This window comes from Dielma fastidiosa (assembly GCF_003475485.1).
Lineage (GTDB): Bacteria > Bacillota_I > Bacilli_A > Erysipelotrichales > Erysipelotrichaceae > Dielma > Dielma fastidiosa.
Genome location: NZ_QRQL01000004.1, coordinates 210,353 through 226,496, shown reverse-complemented (window position 1 = coordinate 226,496; position 16,144 = coordinate 210,353). Strand labels below are relative to the sequence as shown.

The window sequence follows — 16,144 nt, the reverse complement described above, 5'->3', positions numbered from 1 at the left end:
ATTAAATTGTAAATATTTCATTAAAAGTAACAATTCCATCTTATTTTTTGATATGATTATGGAGAAATGAAGGAGAGCTGAATCTATGTTTACTAAAATACTTACAAAATTGGGCTATACAAAAGAAGAAACCAGCTGGGTTCTCTATGATATCGGTAATTCCGCACAGGTATTAACGACGATGACAGTATTATTTCCATTGCTGATTGCTTCTATCACACCAGGTGACAGCACGGTTTATGTCGGCTGGGCAAATGCTGCCTATGCTTTAATTCTTGCTTTTTTATCACCTATTCTGGGGACGATTGCTGATTATAAAGGGAAAAAGAAACGCTTCTTTAAATTTTTCCTCTATCTTGGTATCATTACTGGTTTTCTGTTAGCCATGCCGTTCTTTGACTGGCGCGCCTGTGTTATTCTATATGTTCTGGCAATGATCGGTTATACTGGTGCTAATATTTTCTATGATGCTTTTCTGGTTGACGTTACGACAGATGAGCGCACTCACACTGTTTCGGCTGCCGGTTATGCATGGGGATATATCGGTTCAGTTCTGCCTTTTATCGTTTTCATTATCCCTTTCGCATTAGTTACTTTATTCGGCGGTGAGCTTGGTTATATCATGATCGGCGGATTTAAACTGACAAATCGTCTGGCAATTACAATATCCATGGTTTGTGCAGTTGCTTGGTGGTTTGCGTATTCAAGACCCATCATCCGCAATGTACATCAAATTCATTATCACGAAGAAGTACCGCATGTTGTAAGAGAGAGCTTTAAGCGTTTATTTGCTACTTTTAAAAATCTAAGTAAAAATCGTAACGTATTCCTGTTCTGCCTTGCCTATTTTTTCTATATTGATGCGGTTAACACTGTTATCTCAATGGCTATTTCATTAGCTACGGATATGGGCATTGATCAGATTGTCTCATTGGGAGTTGTCATATTCATCAATATTATCGCCTGCCCAGGTTCAATTATCTTCGGCCGGCTGGCGACTCGATTCGGCGGTAAAAAAATGATTCTGACAGCAATCATGGGTTATCTGATAATTGTACTGGTTGGCAGCCAGCTCTCTAAAAACGCGAACCTGATCTGGGTCGTAGGCTTCTTAGTCGGCATGTTTCAAGGCGGTATACAAGCCGTATCCCGCTCATATTATGCCCTGCTTATTCCTGAGAAGGATGATGCCAATGAATATTTTGGTTTCTTTGAAATCTTCTCTAAATTCGCTGCAATCATCGGGCCGGTTATTATCAGCGTATTAACAATGGTTACCGGTAAACCAGAAATTGCTATTCTCGGTCTGATTCCATTGATGGTTTTAGGTACAATCTTCTTATTGATGGTAAAGGATCACGAAGTTAAAGCATAAAATTTCAATAAGCTGCGGCAAGTAAGAGAAAATAAAATATCTCTGAAAGTCGCAGCTTTATTATTATATTTGGCAATTTTTTCTATGTGCATTTAGGTCTCATCGTAATTCTTTACTTCCTGCTAAATTTATACCATGGTTATTTCAGCAAGTCAGCAAGATAAAGCTCATCTCTCTGATGTTTTCCTTTAAGCTGTTTGTAACGCTTAATTGAATCTACCAGCAGATCAATTCTTTCACCATAATAATCACGATAGAACGCCGTGTTATTGTTGTATCGTATTCGGTTGTAGATTACATTTTCCTTACTGAAAGTTTTAGGAGAAATTCTAGATTTCACTTTTTCAAAATCTGACTCTTTGTTTTCAGATAGTATCAGCAACATTTCCAATTCCGGTTTTGTACAATATTTTTTTATGTCTTTTATTTTTCCTTTGTACTCTCTTGGAATTTTCAGTTCATCATTAAGCTTATCACCGATTCGAAGTACATGTACATCTCCATGGTACAAATTCAGCGCAGCTTTTACCGCAGCATTATTTCCAATCTGCCTTGCATGGTAAGGAATCAAATTCAATAAATCATCTTCTGTAATTATTAATTGTTCGTGCTCCAACAACAATCGGATAATTTCAAGTTCATTTGGACCTTCACACATAATCAGATACTTCATATCATGAGCTCCTTCTTCAATGCCATAAGATCTTCATAATTAACAGAAGTATCAAAAGCATTATTGTAAAATTGACGGCTCTTTAAAAGTTCCGGTCTGATATTGTAGATTTCATACATATTATCCAAGCGAATCTTATCATCTGATTTTGCAATCCAAATATTGTCCTGACGATTGAATAAATCTAAAACTTCACAATAATGCGTAGTAAATAAAAGAGTTGCTGATTTTTTATTAACCGTCTTATCTTTAAACAAGCTGATCATATTTTCAACAAGCGTCTTATGGAAATGATTTTCCACTTCATCTATCAACAGATCAAATCCATTTTCCAAAGCCGCAACTACCATTATATATAGAAGTACGCCTTTTGTCGTACCGCTGGATAAAGTGTAAATCAGTTCTGAATCAGAAAGTTCTTTTACATGATTCTGATACACAAGTTTGTAATGATTATCATCGACCATTTCCAAACTCTGAATCTTATCATCAAAAATCTTAATCACTTTTGCCAGAACATTCTTTGAAATTTTATAGTTTTTCATAGTTCTGAACATTAGACGATATGTGTCTGCACCTTCACCATCACAGTTAAAATAAATAGCTCGGGTAGCTTTCTTTTTTAAAATAAAGAACACAATAGAAGTATCTTCTGGAAGCTCTCCTAAATCGAAAATTTCTTCAAAACCTTCGATAGAATAAATTTCTTTATTCTTTGATTTATAATATTTTTTTCGATAGATATGCTGCTCGGTGAAATTGGCTTTATTTCCTAATATCGCATCAGATTTTAAAACTGTATTGTATTTATAGATGGTATCTTCATGATAGAAAATGATTTCTAATTTCACATTGTCATAATTATAATGTTTATCTTCCAAACGGAACTCGCCAAGAATAGAGTAACCGCATTCCATCAGCTCAATCGCAGAAGTTTTACCAGAAGCATTCTTACCGATGAATGCAGCTGTATTAAACACATATAAATCTTCAGCAATCTCCTGCAGCTCATATTCCTTATCCTCGCTTGTTTTTTTAGATTTTGCCACAAGATCAATGGTAAAATCATCGCAGCAGTTTTTATAGTTTGATGCACGAACTCTTAATAGTTTCATATAATTTACCTTCCTTTACCATCATCTATTTGTATTATAGCCAAATAAGTTATTTAAAACAAGTTTTTTGTTTTAATTTGTTTATTTTATATATTTATGTGTTTTTTATTTATTTTTAATATATTTTTTTGTATTAAATATTCCACTTGTTAATCTAATGTGATTAGCAAAAAACTTTTGGCAGAATGCTGCATTCTTATTCAATTTTTTTAATGCTCTCTTCTGAATTGCAAATATTAAAAAAACCTGAAATCAAAGGATCTCAGGTTATTCAAATAACTTTTTAAGCAGCGGTACTTTTTTCAGACACCATGCCGCCAACGCACAGAACGCAAATAAAAATATTTCATATAATACGACGCTGACAAGACGGTTATTAAAATAAAGAATTTCATAACGTACAACACTCAGATGGGTATTATAAATCATATGGACAACATAGATGCCAAAGGTCGTAGCCGCAATATTGGACAGCATTTTGCCTGACCATCCTTTAAATTCACATTTACCCGCCAGCGTATAGACTGTGAAAAACACCAGCACCGCCAGTATCATCGTTGGCAGGTAATAAAGATTATCCAGCATCAAATACATCTGTCCCCATGTATTTAACTCATACAAGCCGCTGTATACGCTTAGAATTAATATACAAGGAATTGCCAGCAGTGTCAGCAGCCAGCCGCACCGCTGTACTTTAAGACTGAAATCGGTCTGAGTAATTGCATAACCGGCAAACATATAACCGATAAAATTACTCATAATCTGCACATCAAACCAGAAAGTAACCGTCGGTATAATTTCATAACGCACCAATACCGGCAGCAAGCCGCTGAAAAAAGCCCAGCCAATGAAGAAATAAAGCCAGTCCGCCTGCTTCATGGCGATGATGATCTTTCTTAAAAACGGCAGAATGAGATAAGCACCTAACAGCATATAAAAATACCAGTAAGAAGTGATAATCGGTGCTTCAATAATGCGATTGATAAAATCATGAAGATTGAATGCATTGCCTTCTTCAACTAAATATATATAAAGTGAAAATAAGAGTAAAACTGCCGCAATCTTCCCCACTTTATGAATCAGCAGCTCCTTGTAACTGTACTCTCTGCGCAGCAGCAGCGCTCCTGAAATCATCAAAAAGATTGGTACCGCAATTTTACTGAAATAAAAATATGCCAGTGATAATGCCCAGGTCAGACTGGGATTCATTCCTAAAAATACTTCTGAATTTGTATGATTGACAATTACCAGGAAACACGCCAGAATCCTTAAAATATCAAATGCATAATTATGTCCTCTTTGCTTCATAGTGCCTCCTCTTCCTTTCACTATAATAACCGATTTATTTCACTTTATCAATCATGCCATGAAAGATCATGAAAATCCTTACTCAAAGTACAAAAACAACAGAAACATGATATAATAAAATACATATAAACATAACGGCAAATAGAAATGGTTACCCTGGAGGTGCATATGGAAACTTCAATTAATCAAATCAAGGACCAGATTCTTATCGCCAGACAAAACGATCTTGAAGAATCAAAACGTCTTTGTCTCAGTCTTTTGAACAATAATAATGCTGATTATCATACATACGCATTCGCATATACATTCCTTGCTGATTATTATATGGCTAAAGATGACATGGATAACTGTACCTATATGCTGTATATGGCTAAAACCCTTTCAGAAAAGAATAACTTTGAAGATCTTTTAATCCGCATCTATCTTTATTATGGCATGATCTATCTGAATTACAGTGATTATCAGACTTCCGTGGATCATTATTTCAAGGCGCTTGCACTCGCTAAAAAGAATAATGAAACACTGTTTATTTCTGCTATTTATAATAATATAGCTAATATATTTGAATCTGCTGATGATCTTGAAGAAGCCTTTGCTTATTATAAACAAAGCTATGAAACATTAAAGATTCCTGATCTGCCCTCCCGCTATTCTTCTGAAGCAATCACTCTGACAAATTTATGCAACATCAGTTTCCAACAAGGAAAACACGATGAGCTGGCACTTTATTACGCAATGTTTAAAGAGATACCAGAAGAAGCTTATACTGAAACGATGCTTTTCCTTTTTTATTTCAATAAGTTTTTATATAAGAACAGTGTCCACAAATACGATGAAGCGCTTGTCGCTTTAGATCAATTGATGGTGCTGCAGGAAAAGATGGAAGATCGGCTGACGGTTTATCAGATGCTTGTTTATATTGGTGATATCTTGATCAGTATGAAAGAAAAAACAAGGGCTTCAAAAGTGCTGACAATGATCCAAGACAGTGATTCTGCCAAGGAAGCGATCAACGCTTTAAAAATTGTTGATATGAAGGTGCGTTTCTGTGAACAGTTTGATTTAGAAGACGAATTAAAGCAAGCCTATAAAGAATACTATGAGGCAAATCGCATCAGTTCAAAAATCATTAAAAAGAATAGCTCAAATGGCTTAAAAGCTAAGATTACCCTGCATCAAAGCAATGATGAACGCATGGCAATCCAGCATCAGAATAAACGTCTTGAATTAATGATGAATATTGATGAACCAACCAATCTTTTAAACCGCCGTTTTTTTGATCATTATCTGGTTAAGCTATGCAGTGAAGATGTCTGTCATCCTTTAGGTTTAGCGATGATTGATATTGACTGTTTCAAAGAATACAATGACTATTACGGACATATTGAGGGTGATAAGATCCTCTATGAAGTAGGTGATTCATTGAATAAATATAAAATGGATACCTTTCATATCTGCCGGTATGGCGGTGATGAGTTTGCCTGTATCTTTGAATATTGCAGCGGTGATGATATTGAGCATTATCTGAAGCGGGTTTATGACGATCTGGCGGCTAAACAGCTGGCTCATATCAAGAGTACAGTGGCATCAAGAGTCACTATCTCAACGGGCTTCATCATGTGCAAAGAGTGTTCTGACATGGAGTTTTTGATTCGCTGCGCAGATGATGAGCTATATAACGCAAAACGCAAAGGACGCAACTGCTGGAGCAAGAGTCCGCAGAGTATATAAAAGGAAAAAGCTGATACCGGCGGTGGGGGAATCGTCCGGTTCAGCTTTTTCCAACTACAATTAGAATTCGCTTTATCAATTCTAAAGCTAATTTTATTGTATAACGGAGACCTGTGTTTGTAAACCCTTTCATCAAAAAATAATGAAAGAATTACTGTTATTATGCCAGCCAATCTAACAGAAAAAAATTTACTGTAATGGTGATACAATTGCAGCTCCATTTAAAAAGTTCCTTTTATTGCAGTGTCCAGCTTTTTGCGGATACTACATTTAACAAGGAACTTTTGTTTTATTTTTTATCTTTGTTTTTAATCAATGCAAGCAGATATTTAGGCAATGCGTAAATACCGACAAACGGTGACAGAATTACTTTCACAAGATAATACAGCAATTCACCGATTCCTTTGATTTTCATGAAGCTGCTGCGCCTCATTTCGCCTAAATAGATATAACCGCTGGGCATCAGTAAACATACTAATACAAGCAGGAAGGTGGCATAGCCAAAATTCATCATATAACCAAAGACTAGACCAACGGCTCCCAGCAGCAGGGTTGGTTTGCCGATTAGTTTTTCTTCATGGGCTGCTTGACGGATGGATTTATGAAAACAATCCATACAGATATTCAGATTTGTGAAATCCGCACATTCTTTACAGAGCGGTTTTCCGCATTTGGAACATGTTGTAGTTGCTTCTCTATCAGGATGATATGCACAATTCATAGGTTAACCTCACTTTACCTTTAAAATAATACTATGTGCCGGCTTTCCTGTCAACTGTCATATACGGCATGCATAATGCGCAATAAACGGCTGTTCATCATAATTAAAAAATCTAATGAACTGTTTTCACGCTGATTATAATACTTTCTGATCTCTTCATCACGTTCAATCAGCAAACGGGCTGACTGTTCAAAATCAAATGCATCCCCTGCCCGATATTCGCTGAATTCATGAATTGGCTCACAGCCGCAGACCGGTGCCAAAAAGGTGTTATGAAATTCTACAAACGACGTTTCAGACTCCGTGTCACTTTGCTTTTTCAGCTCGTAAAACTGCGTATTTAAAAGCATTCTGACATAAGTCTCATGAAAATTCTCATCATTGATCAGCCGCATCGCAAACTCATAGGCGTTTAGGCTATTTAGAAATTCTTCAAGACTCATCGCAAAGTATGGATCAGCCAGTGCTTCATGATTCATATCTAAAATTTCATCAATAAAATTATTTCTCATACGGCAGCGAACGATTTGCTGGTGCGTAAGTCCCATCATTTTCTGATTCATGTCAGCTAGATAATGATCGATGGAAGCCAGCTGGGCTTCCAATTTTTTCTTCTTATCAGATTCCATTCTATCCCCTCATTTCTTAATGAATATCAATATCCATAACGATTCAAAAGGTTTGCTGATAAACAAACCTTTGTCTTACTTATTAATTTTTAAGCCATTTACCGTTGTTGTCAAAATACATCATTTCACCATCGATCCAACGACCACCGGTAACCATTTTACCGCTGCCGTCAAAATAATACCAATTGCTGCCTGATGCCATCCAACCGGTTTTCATAATACCATCTTTATCCGCATAATACCAGTTATTGTATGAAGGTACCCATTTGCTTGTGACAAGCTGACCCGCTGTGTTGTAGCATTTCCACACACCGCTTTCAAGCTTCCAGCGCAAATCACTGCTGTCAGCCGCTGTAATTGTACCGCCGGCTTTTTCATAAGCTTCATTATACAGCTTTACAAGATCATCATAAACCGTATAACCGCGGAAACTATTGATAGCGACATAACTCGCTGAACGGCCGGCTTTTGCGTCTTCTTTGCCGTCAGTAACAACATCCTTCTTCGCCTGTGTCAGTTCTTTGTTGTAGCTGTTATAAGCATCTGTATAAAACTCACGGTAATCAGCTTTCTCAGAAGATTTTGTCAGGGAATCCAGCGTCGTATTGCGGCCAAGACGGTTCCAGCAATCCTTCTTTGCATTCTCATCAGCTAATTCCTGAAGATTATCAACGGCATTATCTTCAAGATCCGCATAAGTTTCTTTATAAACCTTACGCCATTCTGATTTAAAATCAATATCAGAAGGACATTTTGTGCGGTTCTTGCGCTTTGCCTCAAAATCGTTATTTGCCGCTTCAATGGCCGACTTTGTAGCTTCATCCATCATTTCATCATAAGCCTTATACCAGCCTGCCTGATAACCGCGCTTATATTCATCAGTACCGCTTTTCTGTGTAAACTTTGTATTGGCATGTTCCTTTTCATAGGCATAGCCATCATCATAGCCTTGTTTGTAAGTACTCTTATCTGAGGCTGCAACAATTGGCATTAACGATTGAGCGTTATAAGCAACAGGTGCCAGACAGCATGCTGCCAGCAGACAAGCACATAATTTTTTCATAGTGTCATTTCCCTTCTTTTTCTATGGTAAGTATAACAGTTATCTGTCTTAAAAATATGTGATTTCTTTAATTCTTATTCATTTTACCAACATTATCAGCAAAAAGCCACAATTCTAACGATATTGTTATGTTTATGATACTTGAAATGTTACTCTATTTAATCAATAAATTGAAATGAACTATTTATTAACACAATATATCTATTATGGATTTATTACTGAATAAGATTATGATAACAGCCATAATCAATTGTGAATACTTGAGACATTATCATAAACGAATCATATTCGTTCTATCAACTTGTTGGATTCATTTGACAAATACAACAATTTGATATATACTAATAATGAACTAAGATTAGTTGGTTGGCAAGCAACGGAAAAACTTGATACGAAGTGAGAATAACTGGCTCACACTAGTTGGCAAGCAACGGAAAAACTTGATACAATAGAACGCTCCAAACAGCGTTCTATTTTTTTAAGGGGGGGAAATAATGGTAATAAAATTTTATGACGAAAAAAATATAATTAGAATCATACAATCTGGATTAGTTAATTATGAAACATATTTATTGAATAAAAGCTTTTTATATGTTTACTATGATACCTTAAAAAAAGATTACGATTTTATTGAATTAATATTTAAAAAAGAACATTTCAAGCATTTGTGTGGAATAAGCAATAATCCTAAAGATGTTTTTATTTATGAAAATGCCGGCATTCATAAGGAAGTCTTGTCTCCTATAAAATTTTATGATATTTGTAAAGCCAAACGGTTAGGTTATAAACACATAATAATAAAAAAGGATTCTTCAACTATACAAAAAATGAATATCCTTAACAATCTTCATTTATTAACACAAAATGAAACTATTTATTGTAATATATTGGGTGTACATAATATTTTACGATGCGATGGTATGATTGGGCTTTCAAAAGGCAATATCTCTTTAGCATTGCGTAATTTAAATGGTTATTCCATACCACTAAGTTCATTAGATTTCGATATAACCGATAGTGGTGAGAATCTATTTGAAGTTTATCTAGTAGCTAGTAAAAAGATAAATGAAAAAAAATATTCTTGTATCAATCTACAAAAAATAGATATAGAAAAACTTCCTTATGGAATTAAAGAATTATTAAATATTAAAGATAACGTACATTGTTAAGTTATGCAAAACTCGACAATTGATAGTTTTTTATGTAAACTTTTATCCAATGTATCTCATAAAAGTTACTTCATAAATCAAATAAAACCATTGTTATGTTTCTCAACCAGAAAAAAAAGAAAGCCGGGTTTTATCCCGGCCTTCACATGATTAACAACGGCATTCATTTTCAAAGCAATCATTATAAATATGCAAAAACAGGAATATACCGCCAGACATTAATGTTAAAAAGAAGAAGCTTAATGCTAGAAATAACTGTTGAAAACTCATTGAGCAATAACCGACCAAGGTTACAAAAAAGGCCGAGATCAGCAGTCCTGAAGCACCCAAAACCGCCCATGTTCCGGCTGAGCAAAAGGCTATCTTCAACAAACGGCTTTTTGGTGACCACAGCAGTCCAATCACAAAAAAGGTTAATACGACAAGGGCTGTAAATGCAAGCCCGGTTGAGAGAATCATCGGATCATCTAAACAAATTTCACCATTGGCAAGCAGCAGATAAACACCAAAGCCAATCAACAGGCTGACTACCAACAGCGCACTCTTCCATCGATTAATCACTTTCATATCGTTCACCCCCCTTCATAGACTAAGCTATGCGTCAATTTGCAGTTGGACTGGTTTTTTATCTTGCCAACATAAAAAAAACCATTTGCAATCAACAGATGGTTTACTATTCATATTTATTGTTTTATATGCCGCAAATTAAGATTTTTTCTTTATTCATGATATAAAATAGGTTCAAAACTTGACTATTACCATCAGTTTTGAACCTATTTATCATTTAAATTACCGAATAACCTTCAGCTTATTTCTGAGTAAGCAATACTACCCAATACATTTTCTTCTTGTATTCGACAGCGCCTACTGCTATCTTCTTATAGCGTGTATTGTCCACAGCGCTGTCATCAGTGATTTCATCAATAACATAATCGATATCATCTTCATCCTTGACAATGATTTCATACGCATATGTACCATAATCATAATCTAAATCATCAAGGAAATCTTCAATATCATCCTTATCCTTACCTTGTGCTACTTGTACTACACGCTGGAAGGCATATTTGTCAAGATTGCCGGAAGTGACTTTCGTTAAAGCGGTACCGCTGCGGTAATCATTAACACCATTCATAATTTCCAGCTTATCCGTGCGGTATGCTGTAGAACTGTAAGTCAGTGAAGTATCTGGCTCCACAAGCAATACAACTACATATGTATGCTTGCCGTCTTCGACAATACCGATACCGACATTTTTGTAATCCTCATCAACAATTGCACGTTTGTCAGCACGGACATCCATCCATTCATCAACGATAGTTTCATAATCATCTTCGTCTTTATAAATCAATTCATAAGATGAATTATAATCAACCTTGAAATCATCAAGTACTGTTTCATAATCTTTGCCGTTTGGACGCGTATCACTGAATTTGCTGGCGATTTCCACCGCCCGTTTATAAGCGGCTTTATCCAATTCATCATTGTAAGCCAATGTCAGTGAATCAACCTTGTCACTCTTGCGGTAATCATTCAGATAACCTAGAATCTCACGTTTATCAGTACGGTATTCACGATAATCATAACCGGATACACCAGTACCTGAACCGCCGTCTGTCAGCAGGATCACATAAACATATTCATCATTGCTGTCCTTAGCGATACCCACAGCGATTTCATTGAAATCTTCATTCAGGATATCCCGTTCAGCCCAGCGGTCATTAAACAATTCTCTCAGTGCGTCTTTTGGTGACGCCGCCTTTACGAAATGTTCCTCAACCATATCATAATCCAGTTTTAAATCATCCATTAAATCATCCAATGACTTGCCGTTTGGACGATCATAGCTGAAATCATCAACTAATTCATTCGCACGAATATAAGCTGCCTTATCAAGGCCGTCAGAACGTACCCATGATAATTCATCCAGCTTCTCATAATCACGTTCATCATTCAGATAATCAACAAGCTTACTCTTATCCGTGCGGTATTCCGTCGCACTATAAGCATCGGCATAATCAGTATCACTGCCGCCCTCGCTTAACAGCACACCGTTTTGTGCAAACGTATAAGTCTTACCGTCAATCTTCTGAGTGCCAATCAGCATACGGTTATCGCTGCCGCCCAGATAGTATTTCTTTTCACCCAGTGTCAGCCAGCCTGATTGTTTCACATCATTCTTATAATAATAGAATTGTGTACCTTCTTTAACCCAGCCGTTCTTCTTGGTTTCATCAACCTCATCGCTCTTATCGCCTTTGCTGACAAAAGCACCGTTCTGCTGGAAAACATAATTATAACCGTCAATAACATGATTGCCGCGAACCATGATGCCATGTTCATCAAAATAGTATTTTGTACCGTCACTTTCAACCCAAGTCTTAGCCTGCATAATACCATTAGCCGGATTCAGATAATACCAATCAGTTGAATTGGCAGCGATCCAGCCAGTTTTCATTTTACCTGTCTCATAATCTAACAGATACCATGCCTGACTTGAATCCTGTGTCCAGCCCTTAACCATTTCACCAGTATTGCTGAAATAATACCAGGCATCCTCAATATATCGCCAGCCAGTTGCAAATGCACCGTTGTCGATCCAATGATTATTGCCATCCCATTGGGCATGAGCAGGAACCGCAGATATGGAGAAGGCCATCGCGGCCGCTATACTTGCACTGATCCACTTCTTTCCATTCATTCTCATTTTCCTCCTGTTTCCTTTAAACTATTATATCATGCTTTTCTTACAAGAAATCTAAAGATTTTGTCACATATTAATGATTATGAAACCGTTTTACTTTTTCAGCATCAACAGCATCATAAGAATCGCCGTTGATATACGCATAATTGACGGGTGAACCATAGTTGGTAGTCGGATCAATTTTCCAGCATTTAGCAGAAGTATGCAGCTGTTTTATTCCCGTATTGCGAATGATTTCCAACGCGTTCTCAGCATTCACACCGCTGCCGGCTAAGAATTCAATAGAGCTGCCATAGGTATCCTGAAGATATTTTAAAGCTTTAATACCCTCAACGGCAGTTTTAGCTTGACCGCTTGTTAATATACGGTCGCAGCCGCATTCAATCAGCTGTTCACAGGCTTTCATCATATCGCTTGTGCAATCAAAGGCTCGATGAAATACCGCTTCACCATTAAATTCATGAATCAGCTTTACCATCTTACACGTTTGTTCAACATTGATCGTCTTATCTTCATTCAAGAAGCCAAAAGCGATGCCATCGGCACCATGCCGCAGCAATTCTCTTGCTTCAAGAAAAATAACCGCCAATTCACTTTCATTGTAACAGAACCCCGCACCGCGCGGACGCACCATGCAGATAATTGGCAGCGCCGTTTGCTGCTTCGCAAGAATCAGCGTGGCACATGTTGGTGTCAGACCGCCTAAGTATAAGGCTGAGTTTAATTCAACCCGATCCGCGCCGCCGGCATCAGCCGCGATTACATCCTCAAGACTGCCGCAGCAGATTTCTAAAATATTATTCTTCATATAAGTTATGACCCTCACCGTCAATGGCTAAGGTTACCGGAAAATCAACAACCTCCAGACGATAAACCGCTTCCGGGCCAAGCTCTTCAAAAGCGACAAGTTCAGCCTTTTTTATACATTGTGACAAAAGTGCTCCGGCACCGCCGATGGCAACCATATAGGCAGCGTGATTGCGTTTGATCGCGTCCACAACCGCTTGGGTGCGGTAGCCTTTGCCAATGCTTACGCTTAAACCCAGATCATAGAGCCGGGGTGCATAGGCATCCATCCGCATCGAGGTTGTAGGTCCAGCGCTGCCAAACACATGATTAGGTGCTGCCGGTGTCGGACCAACATAATAAATCACCGCATCCTTAATATCAAAAGGCAGTGCCTCAGCGCGTTCAAGCATCTCATTCATTCGCTTATGCGCGGCATCACGGGCAGTATAAATAGTACCGGTTATTTCGATTGCATCACCGGCTTTTAAGTCAGCCAGCTTTTCTTTAGTAATGGGTGTTGTCAGCTTCATCTTAAAACTCCCTTCTCGCATGTCTGGTGATATGACAGGATATATTGACCGCGCATGGCAGGCAGGCAATATGTGTCGCATGGGTTTCAATGTTTACCTTAAGCGCCGTAGTATCGCCCTTTAATCCCTGCGGACCGATATTTAACTGATTGATTTCACTCAGCAGCTGGTCTTCAAGCGCTGCGTAGCGTGGGTCTGGATGCGCGCTGTCACAGCTTCTTACCGTAGCCTTTTTGGCCAGATAAGCCACGTAATCAAAGCTGCCGCCCAAACCGACACCGATCACCATCGGCGGACATGCATTAGGGCCGGCTTTTTTTACAGCATTGAGTACCGTTTGTTTTACACCTTCAATACCCTGCGCGGGTTTCAGCATCTCAATGACACTCATATTCTCACTGCCGGCACCCTTACATGTAATTTCAAGAATCACCTGTTCACCGTCAATGATGGAAGTATAAATCATACAAGGTGTATTATCCTTCGTATTAACACGTTCAAACAACGGCTCTGAAACCATTGATTTTCTTAAATAGCCCTTATCATAGCCCTGACGCACACCTTCCTGAATCGCCTCATTGACCGAACCATGAGTAAAATGCACATCTTGACCGACATACAGGTATACGACAACCATCCCGGTATCCTGACAGATTGGGATATGCTTTTCATCCGCAATAGCCGCGTTCAGCTTTAAATATTCCAGCGTTGCTTTACCGATGCGGCTGGTTTCTTTTTCACAGGCTGAATCAAGACAGTGCTTCACATCTGCAGGATAGCGGTAGTTCACATCCTGAACCATGGCAGATACAGCCTCTGTGAGCTGTCTTACATCAAATTCACGCATCTACTTATCCTCCTTTTTACGCTTATGACGGCGCATTCCCGGGATACCCGGCCGTGTCATTTCACGCGCATTCAGCACCTCATCAAGCTTTTCCTTAGAGATCAGACCCGCTTCAAGAATCAGTTCCTTCAGCTTTTTATTCTCAGCCAGTGCCTGTTTCGCATACTTCGAAGCATTGGCATATCCGATATGCGGTGCCAGCGCTGTCGCGGTACCCAAAGATATATCCACAAGATCGGCACACCGTTCTTTATTCGCAACAATACCCATGATGCAGTTGCAGCGCAGTGTCGCACACGCGTGACTTAATGCCTCAATTGACTGAAACAAATTGAAGAACAGCACCGGTTCAAACACATTCAATTCCATCTGACCGGCTTCCGCCGCTTTTAAAATCGTTACATCATTGCCGAATACTTGGAAGCAAACCTGATTTACCACTTCAGGAATAACCGGATTAATTTTACCCGGCATGATTGAGCTGCCCGGCTGACGGGCAGGCAATATAATCTCATAAAAACCAGTTTTAGGGCCTGATGCCATTAAACGCAGATCATTGCACATTTTAGATAAATTGACACCCAATGTCTTTAAAGAACTATGCGCCCAGACAAATGGATCGACATTGCGTGTACCGTCAATCAAATCTCTGGCACTGGTCAGATCAATATCTGTAATCTCACTTAAAATTGGAATTAAAGTACGGCGGTAATTCTCATCAGCATTCAAACCAGTACCCACCGCGGTAGCACCCATATTCACTGATTTTAAGTTTTGAAAGGCAATTTTAATCCGCCGGATATCTCTTACCAAAGAAGTCGCATAGGCATGAAACTCCTGACCTAACGTAATCGGTACAGCATCCTGAAGATGAGTTCTGCCTAATTTGATGACATCATTAAATTCCAGACTCTTATCAAGCAATGCTTCCTGAAGCAGCTGCAGCTCATTCAGCAGCTCATCAACTAAAAACAGACAGGTAATCTTACCTGCGGTCGGAAACACATCATTGGTTGACTGTCCAAAATTAATGTGATCATTAGGGTGTATGTAATCATATTTGCCTAATTCACGGCCAGCCAGCTGAGCCGCCCGATTAGCGATAACCTCATTGGTATTCATATTTACTGAAGTACCGGCACCGCCCTGGATCACATCAGTAACAAAATATTCATTCAGCTTGCCGGCAATCACATCATCGCATGCCTGTAAAATATAATCAAGCCGTTCTTTATCAAGATGATTGGTGCGATAATTAGCCAATGCGCAGGCTTTTTTAACCATTCCTAATGAACGGACCATCATCGGATGTGTACGCAGACCGGTAATTGGGAAATTTTCCTTTGAACGCTGAGTCTGAATGCCATATAACGCATCCTTAGGTACCAGCTTTTCACCTAATGAATCTCTCTCCAACCGATAATCTTTTTCTTCCATGTTTAAACCTCCTAATGGAAATATTAAAGAAAATGCATTGATTCACTTAATGA

Annotated in this window: 15 protein-coding genes; 3 read left to right on the top strand and 12 right to left on the bottom strand. The window is 38.2% G+C overall.

Going from position 1 to position 16,144, the window contains the following annotated elements; all coding sequences use genetic code 11:
• Positions 1-85 precede the first annotated feature (85 nt).
• Complete coding sequence (locus DWZ33_RS10610) at positions 86-1,375, top strand: MFS transporter (RefSeq protein ID WP_118454794.1); 1,290 nt, start codon at positions 86-88, stop codon at positions 1,373-1,375.
• A gap of 139 nt (positions 1,376-1,514) precedes the next feature.
• Here DWZ33_RS10610 and DWZ33_RS10605 read toward each other — a convergent pair whose 3' ends face one another.
• From DWZ33_RS10605 to DWZ33_RS10595, 3 genes are all read right to left on the bottom strand, one after another.
• Positions 1,515-2,048: a hypothetical protein gene (locus DWZ33_RS10605; RefSeq protein ID WP_022938683.1), complete on the bottom strand. Its 534-nt coding sequence runs from the start codon at positions 2,046-2,048 to the stop codon at positions 1,515-1,517.
• Positions 2,045-3,163, bottom strand: a complete 1,119-nt coding sequence (locus tag DWZ33_RS10600; RefSeq protein WP_118454793.1) for an AAA family ATPase — start codon at positions 3,161-3,163, stop codon at positions 2,045-2,047. Before DWZ33_RS10600 ends, DWZ33_RS10605 begins: the two co-directional genes overlap by 4 nt.
• A gap of 267 nt (positions 3,164-3,430) precedes the next feature.
• Entirely contained in the window at positions 3,431-4,471 is a 1,041-nt protein-coding gene (locus DWZ33_RS10595) for an acyltransferase (RefSeq protein ID WP_118454792.1), read from the bottom strand.
• Positions 4,472-4,639: 168 nt separating this feature from the next.
• On the opposite strand from DWZ33_RS10595, the gene DWZ33_RS10590 reads away from it, so the two are divergent.
• A complete protein-coding gene (locus tag DWZ33_RS10590) occupies positions 4,640-6,202 on the top strand; it encodes a diguanylate cyclase domain-containing protein (RefSeq protein ID WP_022938686.1) in 1,563 nt (520 codons plus the stop codon).
• A gap of 289 nt (positions 6,203-6,491) precedes the next feature.
• Here DWZ33_RS10590 and DWZ33_RS10585 read toward each other — a convergent pair whose 3' ends face one another.
• From DWZ33_RS10585 to DWZ33_RS10575, 3 genes are all read right to left on the bottom strand, one after another.
• Positions 6,492-6,923, bottom strand: coding sequence for a hypothetical protein (locus DWZ33_RS10585; RefSeq protein WP_022938687.1), 432 nt, complete (start codon positions 6,921-6,923; stop codon positions 6,492-6,494).
• Between the two features lie 50 nt (positions 6,924-6,973).
• The gene (locus DWZ33_RS10580) at positions 6,974-7,552 is read right to left on the bottom strand and encodes a hypothetical protein (RefSeq protein WP_118454791.1); all 579 of its coding nucleotides are present in this window, start codon (positions 7,550-7,552) and stop codon (positions 6,974-6,976) included.
• Positions 7,553-7,634: 82 nt separating this feature from the next.
• Positions 7,635-8,615, bottom strand: a complete 981-nt coding sequence (locus tag DWZ33_RS10575; protein WP_118454790.1) for a hypothetical protein — start codon at positions 8,613-8,615, stop codon at positions 7,635-7,637.
• 494 nt (positions 8,616-9,109) lie between these two features.
• Between DWZ33_RS10575 and DWZ33_RS10570 the strand changes: the two genes are divergently transcribed.
• Positions 9,110-9,784 carry a PBECR4 domain-containing protein gene (locus DWZ33_RS10570; RefSeq protein WP_118454789.1) on the top strand — a complete coding sequence of 225 codons (675 nt, stop codon included), beginning with the start codon at positions 9,110-9,112 and terminating at the stop codon, positions 9,782-9,784.
• A 150-nt stretch (positions 9,785-9,934) separates the two neighbouring features.
• On the opposite strand, the gene DWZ33_RS10565 is transcribed toward DWZ33_RS10570, so the two are convergent.
• From DWZ33_RS10565 to DWZ33_RS10540, 6 genes are all read right to left on the bottom strand, one after another.
• A complete protein-coding gene (locus tag DWZ33_RS10565; protein WP_022938691.1) occupies positions 9,935-10,351 on the bottom strand; it encodes a hypothetical protein in 417 nt (138 codons plus the stop codon).
• A gap of 241 nt (positions 10,352-10,592) precedes the next feature.
• Positions 10,593-12,485 carry a CAP domain-containing protein gene (locus tag DWZ33_RS10560; RefSeq protein WP_182425654.1) on the bottom strand — a complete coding sequence of 631 codons (1,893 nt, stop codon included), beginning with the start codon at positions 12,483-12,485 and terminating at the stop codon, positions 10,593-10,595.
• Positions 12,486-12,561: 76 nt separating this feature from the next.
• A complete protein-coding gene (locus DWZ33_RS10555; RefSeq protein WP_118454787.1) occupies positions 12,562-13,296 on the bottom strand; it encodes a copper homeostasis protein CutC in 735 nt (244 codons plus the stop codon).
• A complete protein-coding gene (locus DWZ33_RS10550) occupies positions 13,286-13,807 on the bottom strand; it encodes a Fe-S-containing hydro-lyase (RefSeq protein WP_244925873.1) in 522 nt (173 codons plus the stop codon). The genes DWZ33_RS10555 and DWZ33_RS10550 overlap by 11 nt, the downstream gene beginning before the upstream one ends.
• 1 nt (position 13,808) lies before the next feature.
• Complete coding sequence (locus tag DWZ33_RS10545; protein ID WP_118454785.1) at positions 13,809-14,654, bottom strand: fumarate hydratase; 846 nt, start codon at positions 14,652-14,654, stop codon at positions 13,809-13,811.
• A complete protein-coding gene (locus DWZ33_RS10540; protein WP_022938696.1) occupies positions 14,655-16,091 on the bottom strand; it encodes an aspartate ammonia-lyase in 1,437 nt (478 codons plus the stop codon). It abuts the gene before it with no gap.
• Between the last annotated feature and the right edge of the window lie 53 nt (positions 16,092-16,144).

What these genes read in the sequence shown, in the direction of transcription:
- DWZ33_RS10610 (WP_118454794.1), top strand. Translation starts at nt 86, where the DNA reads ATGTTTACTAAAATACTTACAAAATTGGGCTATACAAAAGAAGAAACC.
- DWZ33_RS10605 (WP_022938683.1), bottom strand. Translation starts at nt 2,048, where the DNA reads ATGAAGTATCTGATTATGTGTGAAGGTCCAAATGAACTTGAAATTATC.
- DWZ33_RS10600 (WP_118454793.1), bottom strand. Translation starts at nt 3,163, where the DNA reads ATGAAACTATTAAGAGTTCGTGCATCAAACTATAAAAACTGCTGCGAT.
- DWZ33_RS10595 (WP_118454792.1), bottom strand. Translation starts at nt 4,471, where the DNA reads ATGAAGCAAAGAGGACATAATTATGCATTTGATATTTTAAGGATTCTG.
- DWZ33_RS10590 (WP_022938686.1), top strand. Translation starts at nt 4,640, where the DNA reads ATGGAAACTTCAATTAATCAAATCAAGGACCAGATTCTTATCGCCAGA.
- DWZ33_RS10585 (WP_022938687.1), bottom strand. Translation starts at nt 6,923, where the DNA reads ATGAATTGTGCATATCATCCTGATAGAGAAGCAACTACAACATGTTCC.
- DWZ33_RS10580 (WP_118454791.1), bottom strand. Translation starts at nt 7,552, where the DNA reads ATGGAATCTGATAAGAAGAAAAAATTGGAAGCCCAGCTGGCTTCCATC.
- DWZ33_RS10575 (WP_118454790.1), bottom strand. Translation starts at nt 8,615, where the DNA reads ATGAAAAAATTATGTGCTTGTCTGCTGGCAGCATGCTGTCTGGCACCT.
- DWZ33_RS10570 (WP_118454789.1), top strand. Translation starts at nt 9,110, where the DNA reads ATGGTAATAAAATTTTATGACGAAAAAAATATAATTAGAATCATACAA.
- DWZ33_RS10565 (WP_022938691.1), bottom strand. Translation starts at nt 10,351, where the DNA reads ATGAAAGTGATTAATCGATGGAAGAGTGCGCTGTTGGTAGTCAGCCTG.
- DWZ33_RS10560 (WP_182425654.1), bottom strand. Translation starts at nt 12,485, where the DNA reads ATGAATGGAAAGAAGTGGATCAGTGCAAGTATAGCGGCCGCGATGGCC.
- DWZ33_RS10555 (WP_118454787.1), bottom strand. Translation starts at nt 13,296, where the DNA reads ATGAAGAATAATATTTTAGAAATCTGCTGCGGCAGTCTTGAGGATGTA.
- DWZ33_RS10550 (WP_244925873.1), bottom strand. Translation starts at nt 13,807, where the DNA reads ATGAAGCTGACAACACCCATTACTAAAGAAAAGCTGGCTGACTTAAAA.
- DWZ33_RS10545 (WP_118454785.1), bottom strand. Translation starts at nt 14,654, where the DNA reads ATGCGTGAATTTGATGTAAGACAGCTCACAGAGGCTGTATCTGCCATG.
- DWZ33_RS10540 (WP_022938696.1), bottom strand. Translation starts at nt 16,091, where the DNA reads ATGGAAGAAAAAGATTATCGGTTGGAGAGAGATTCATTAGGTGAAAAG.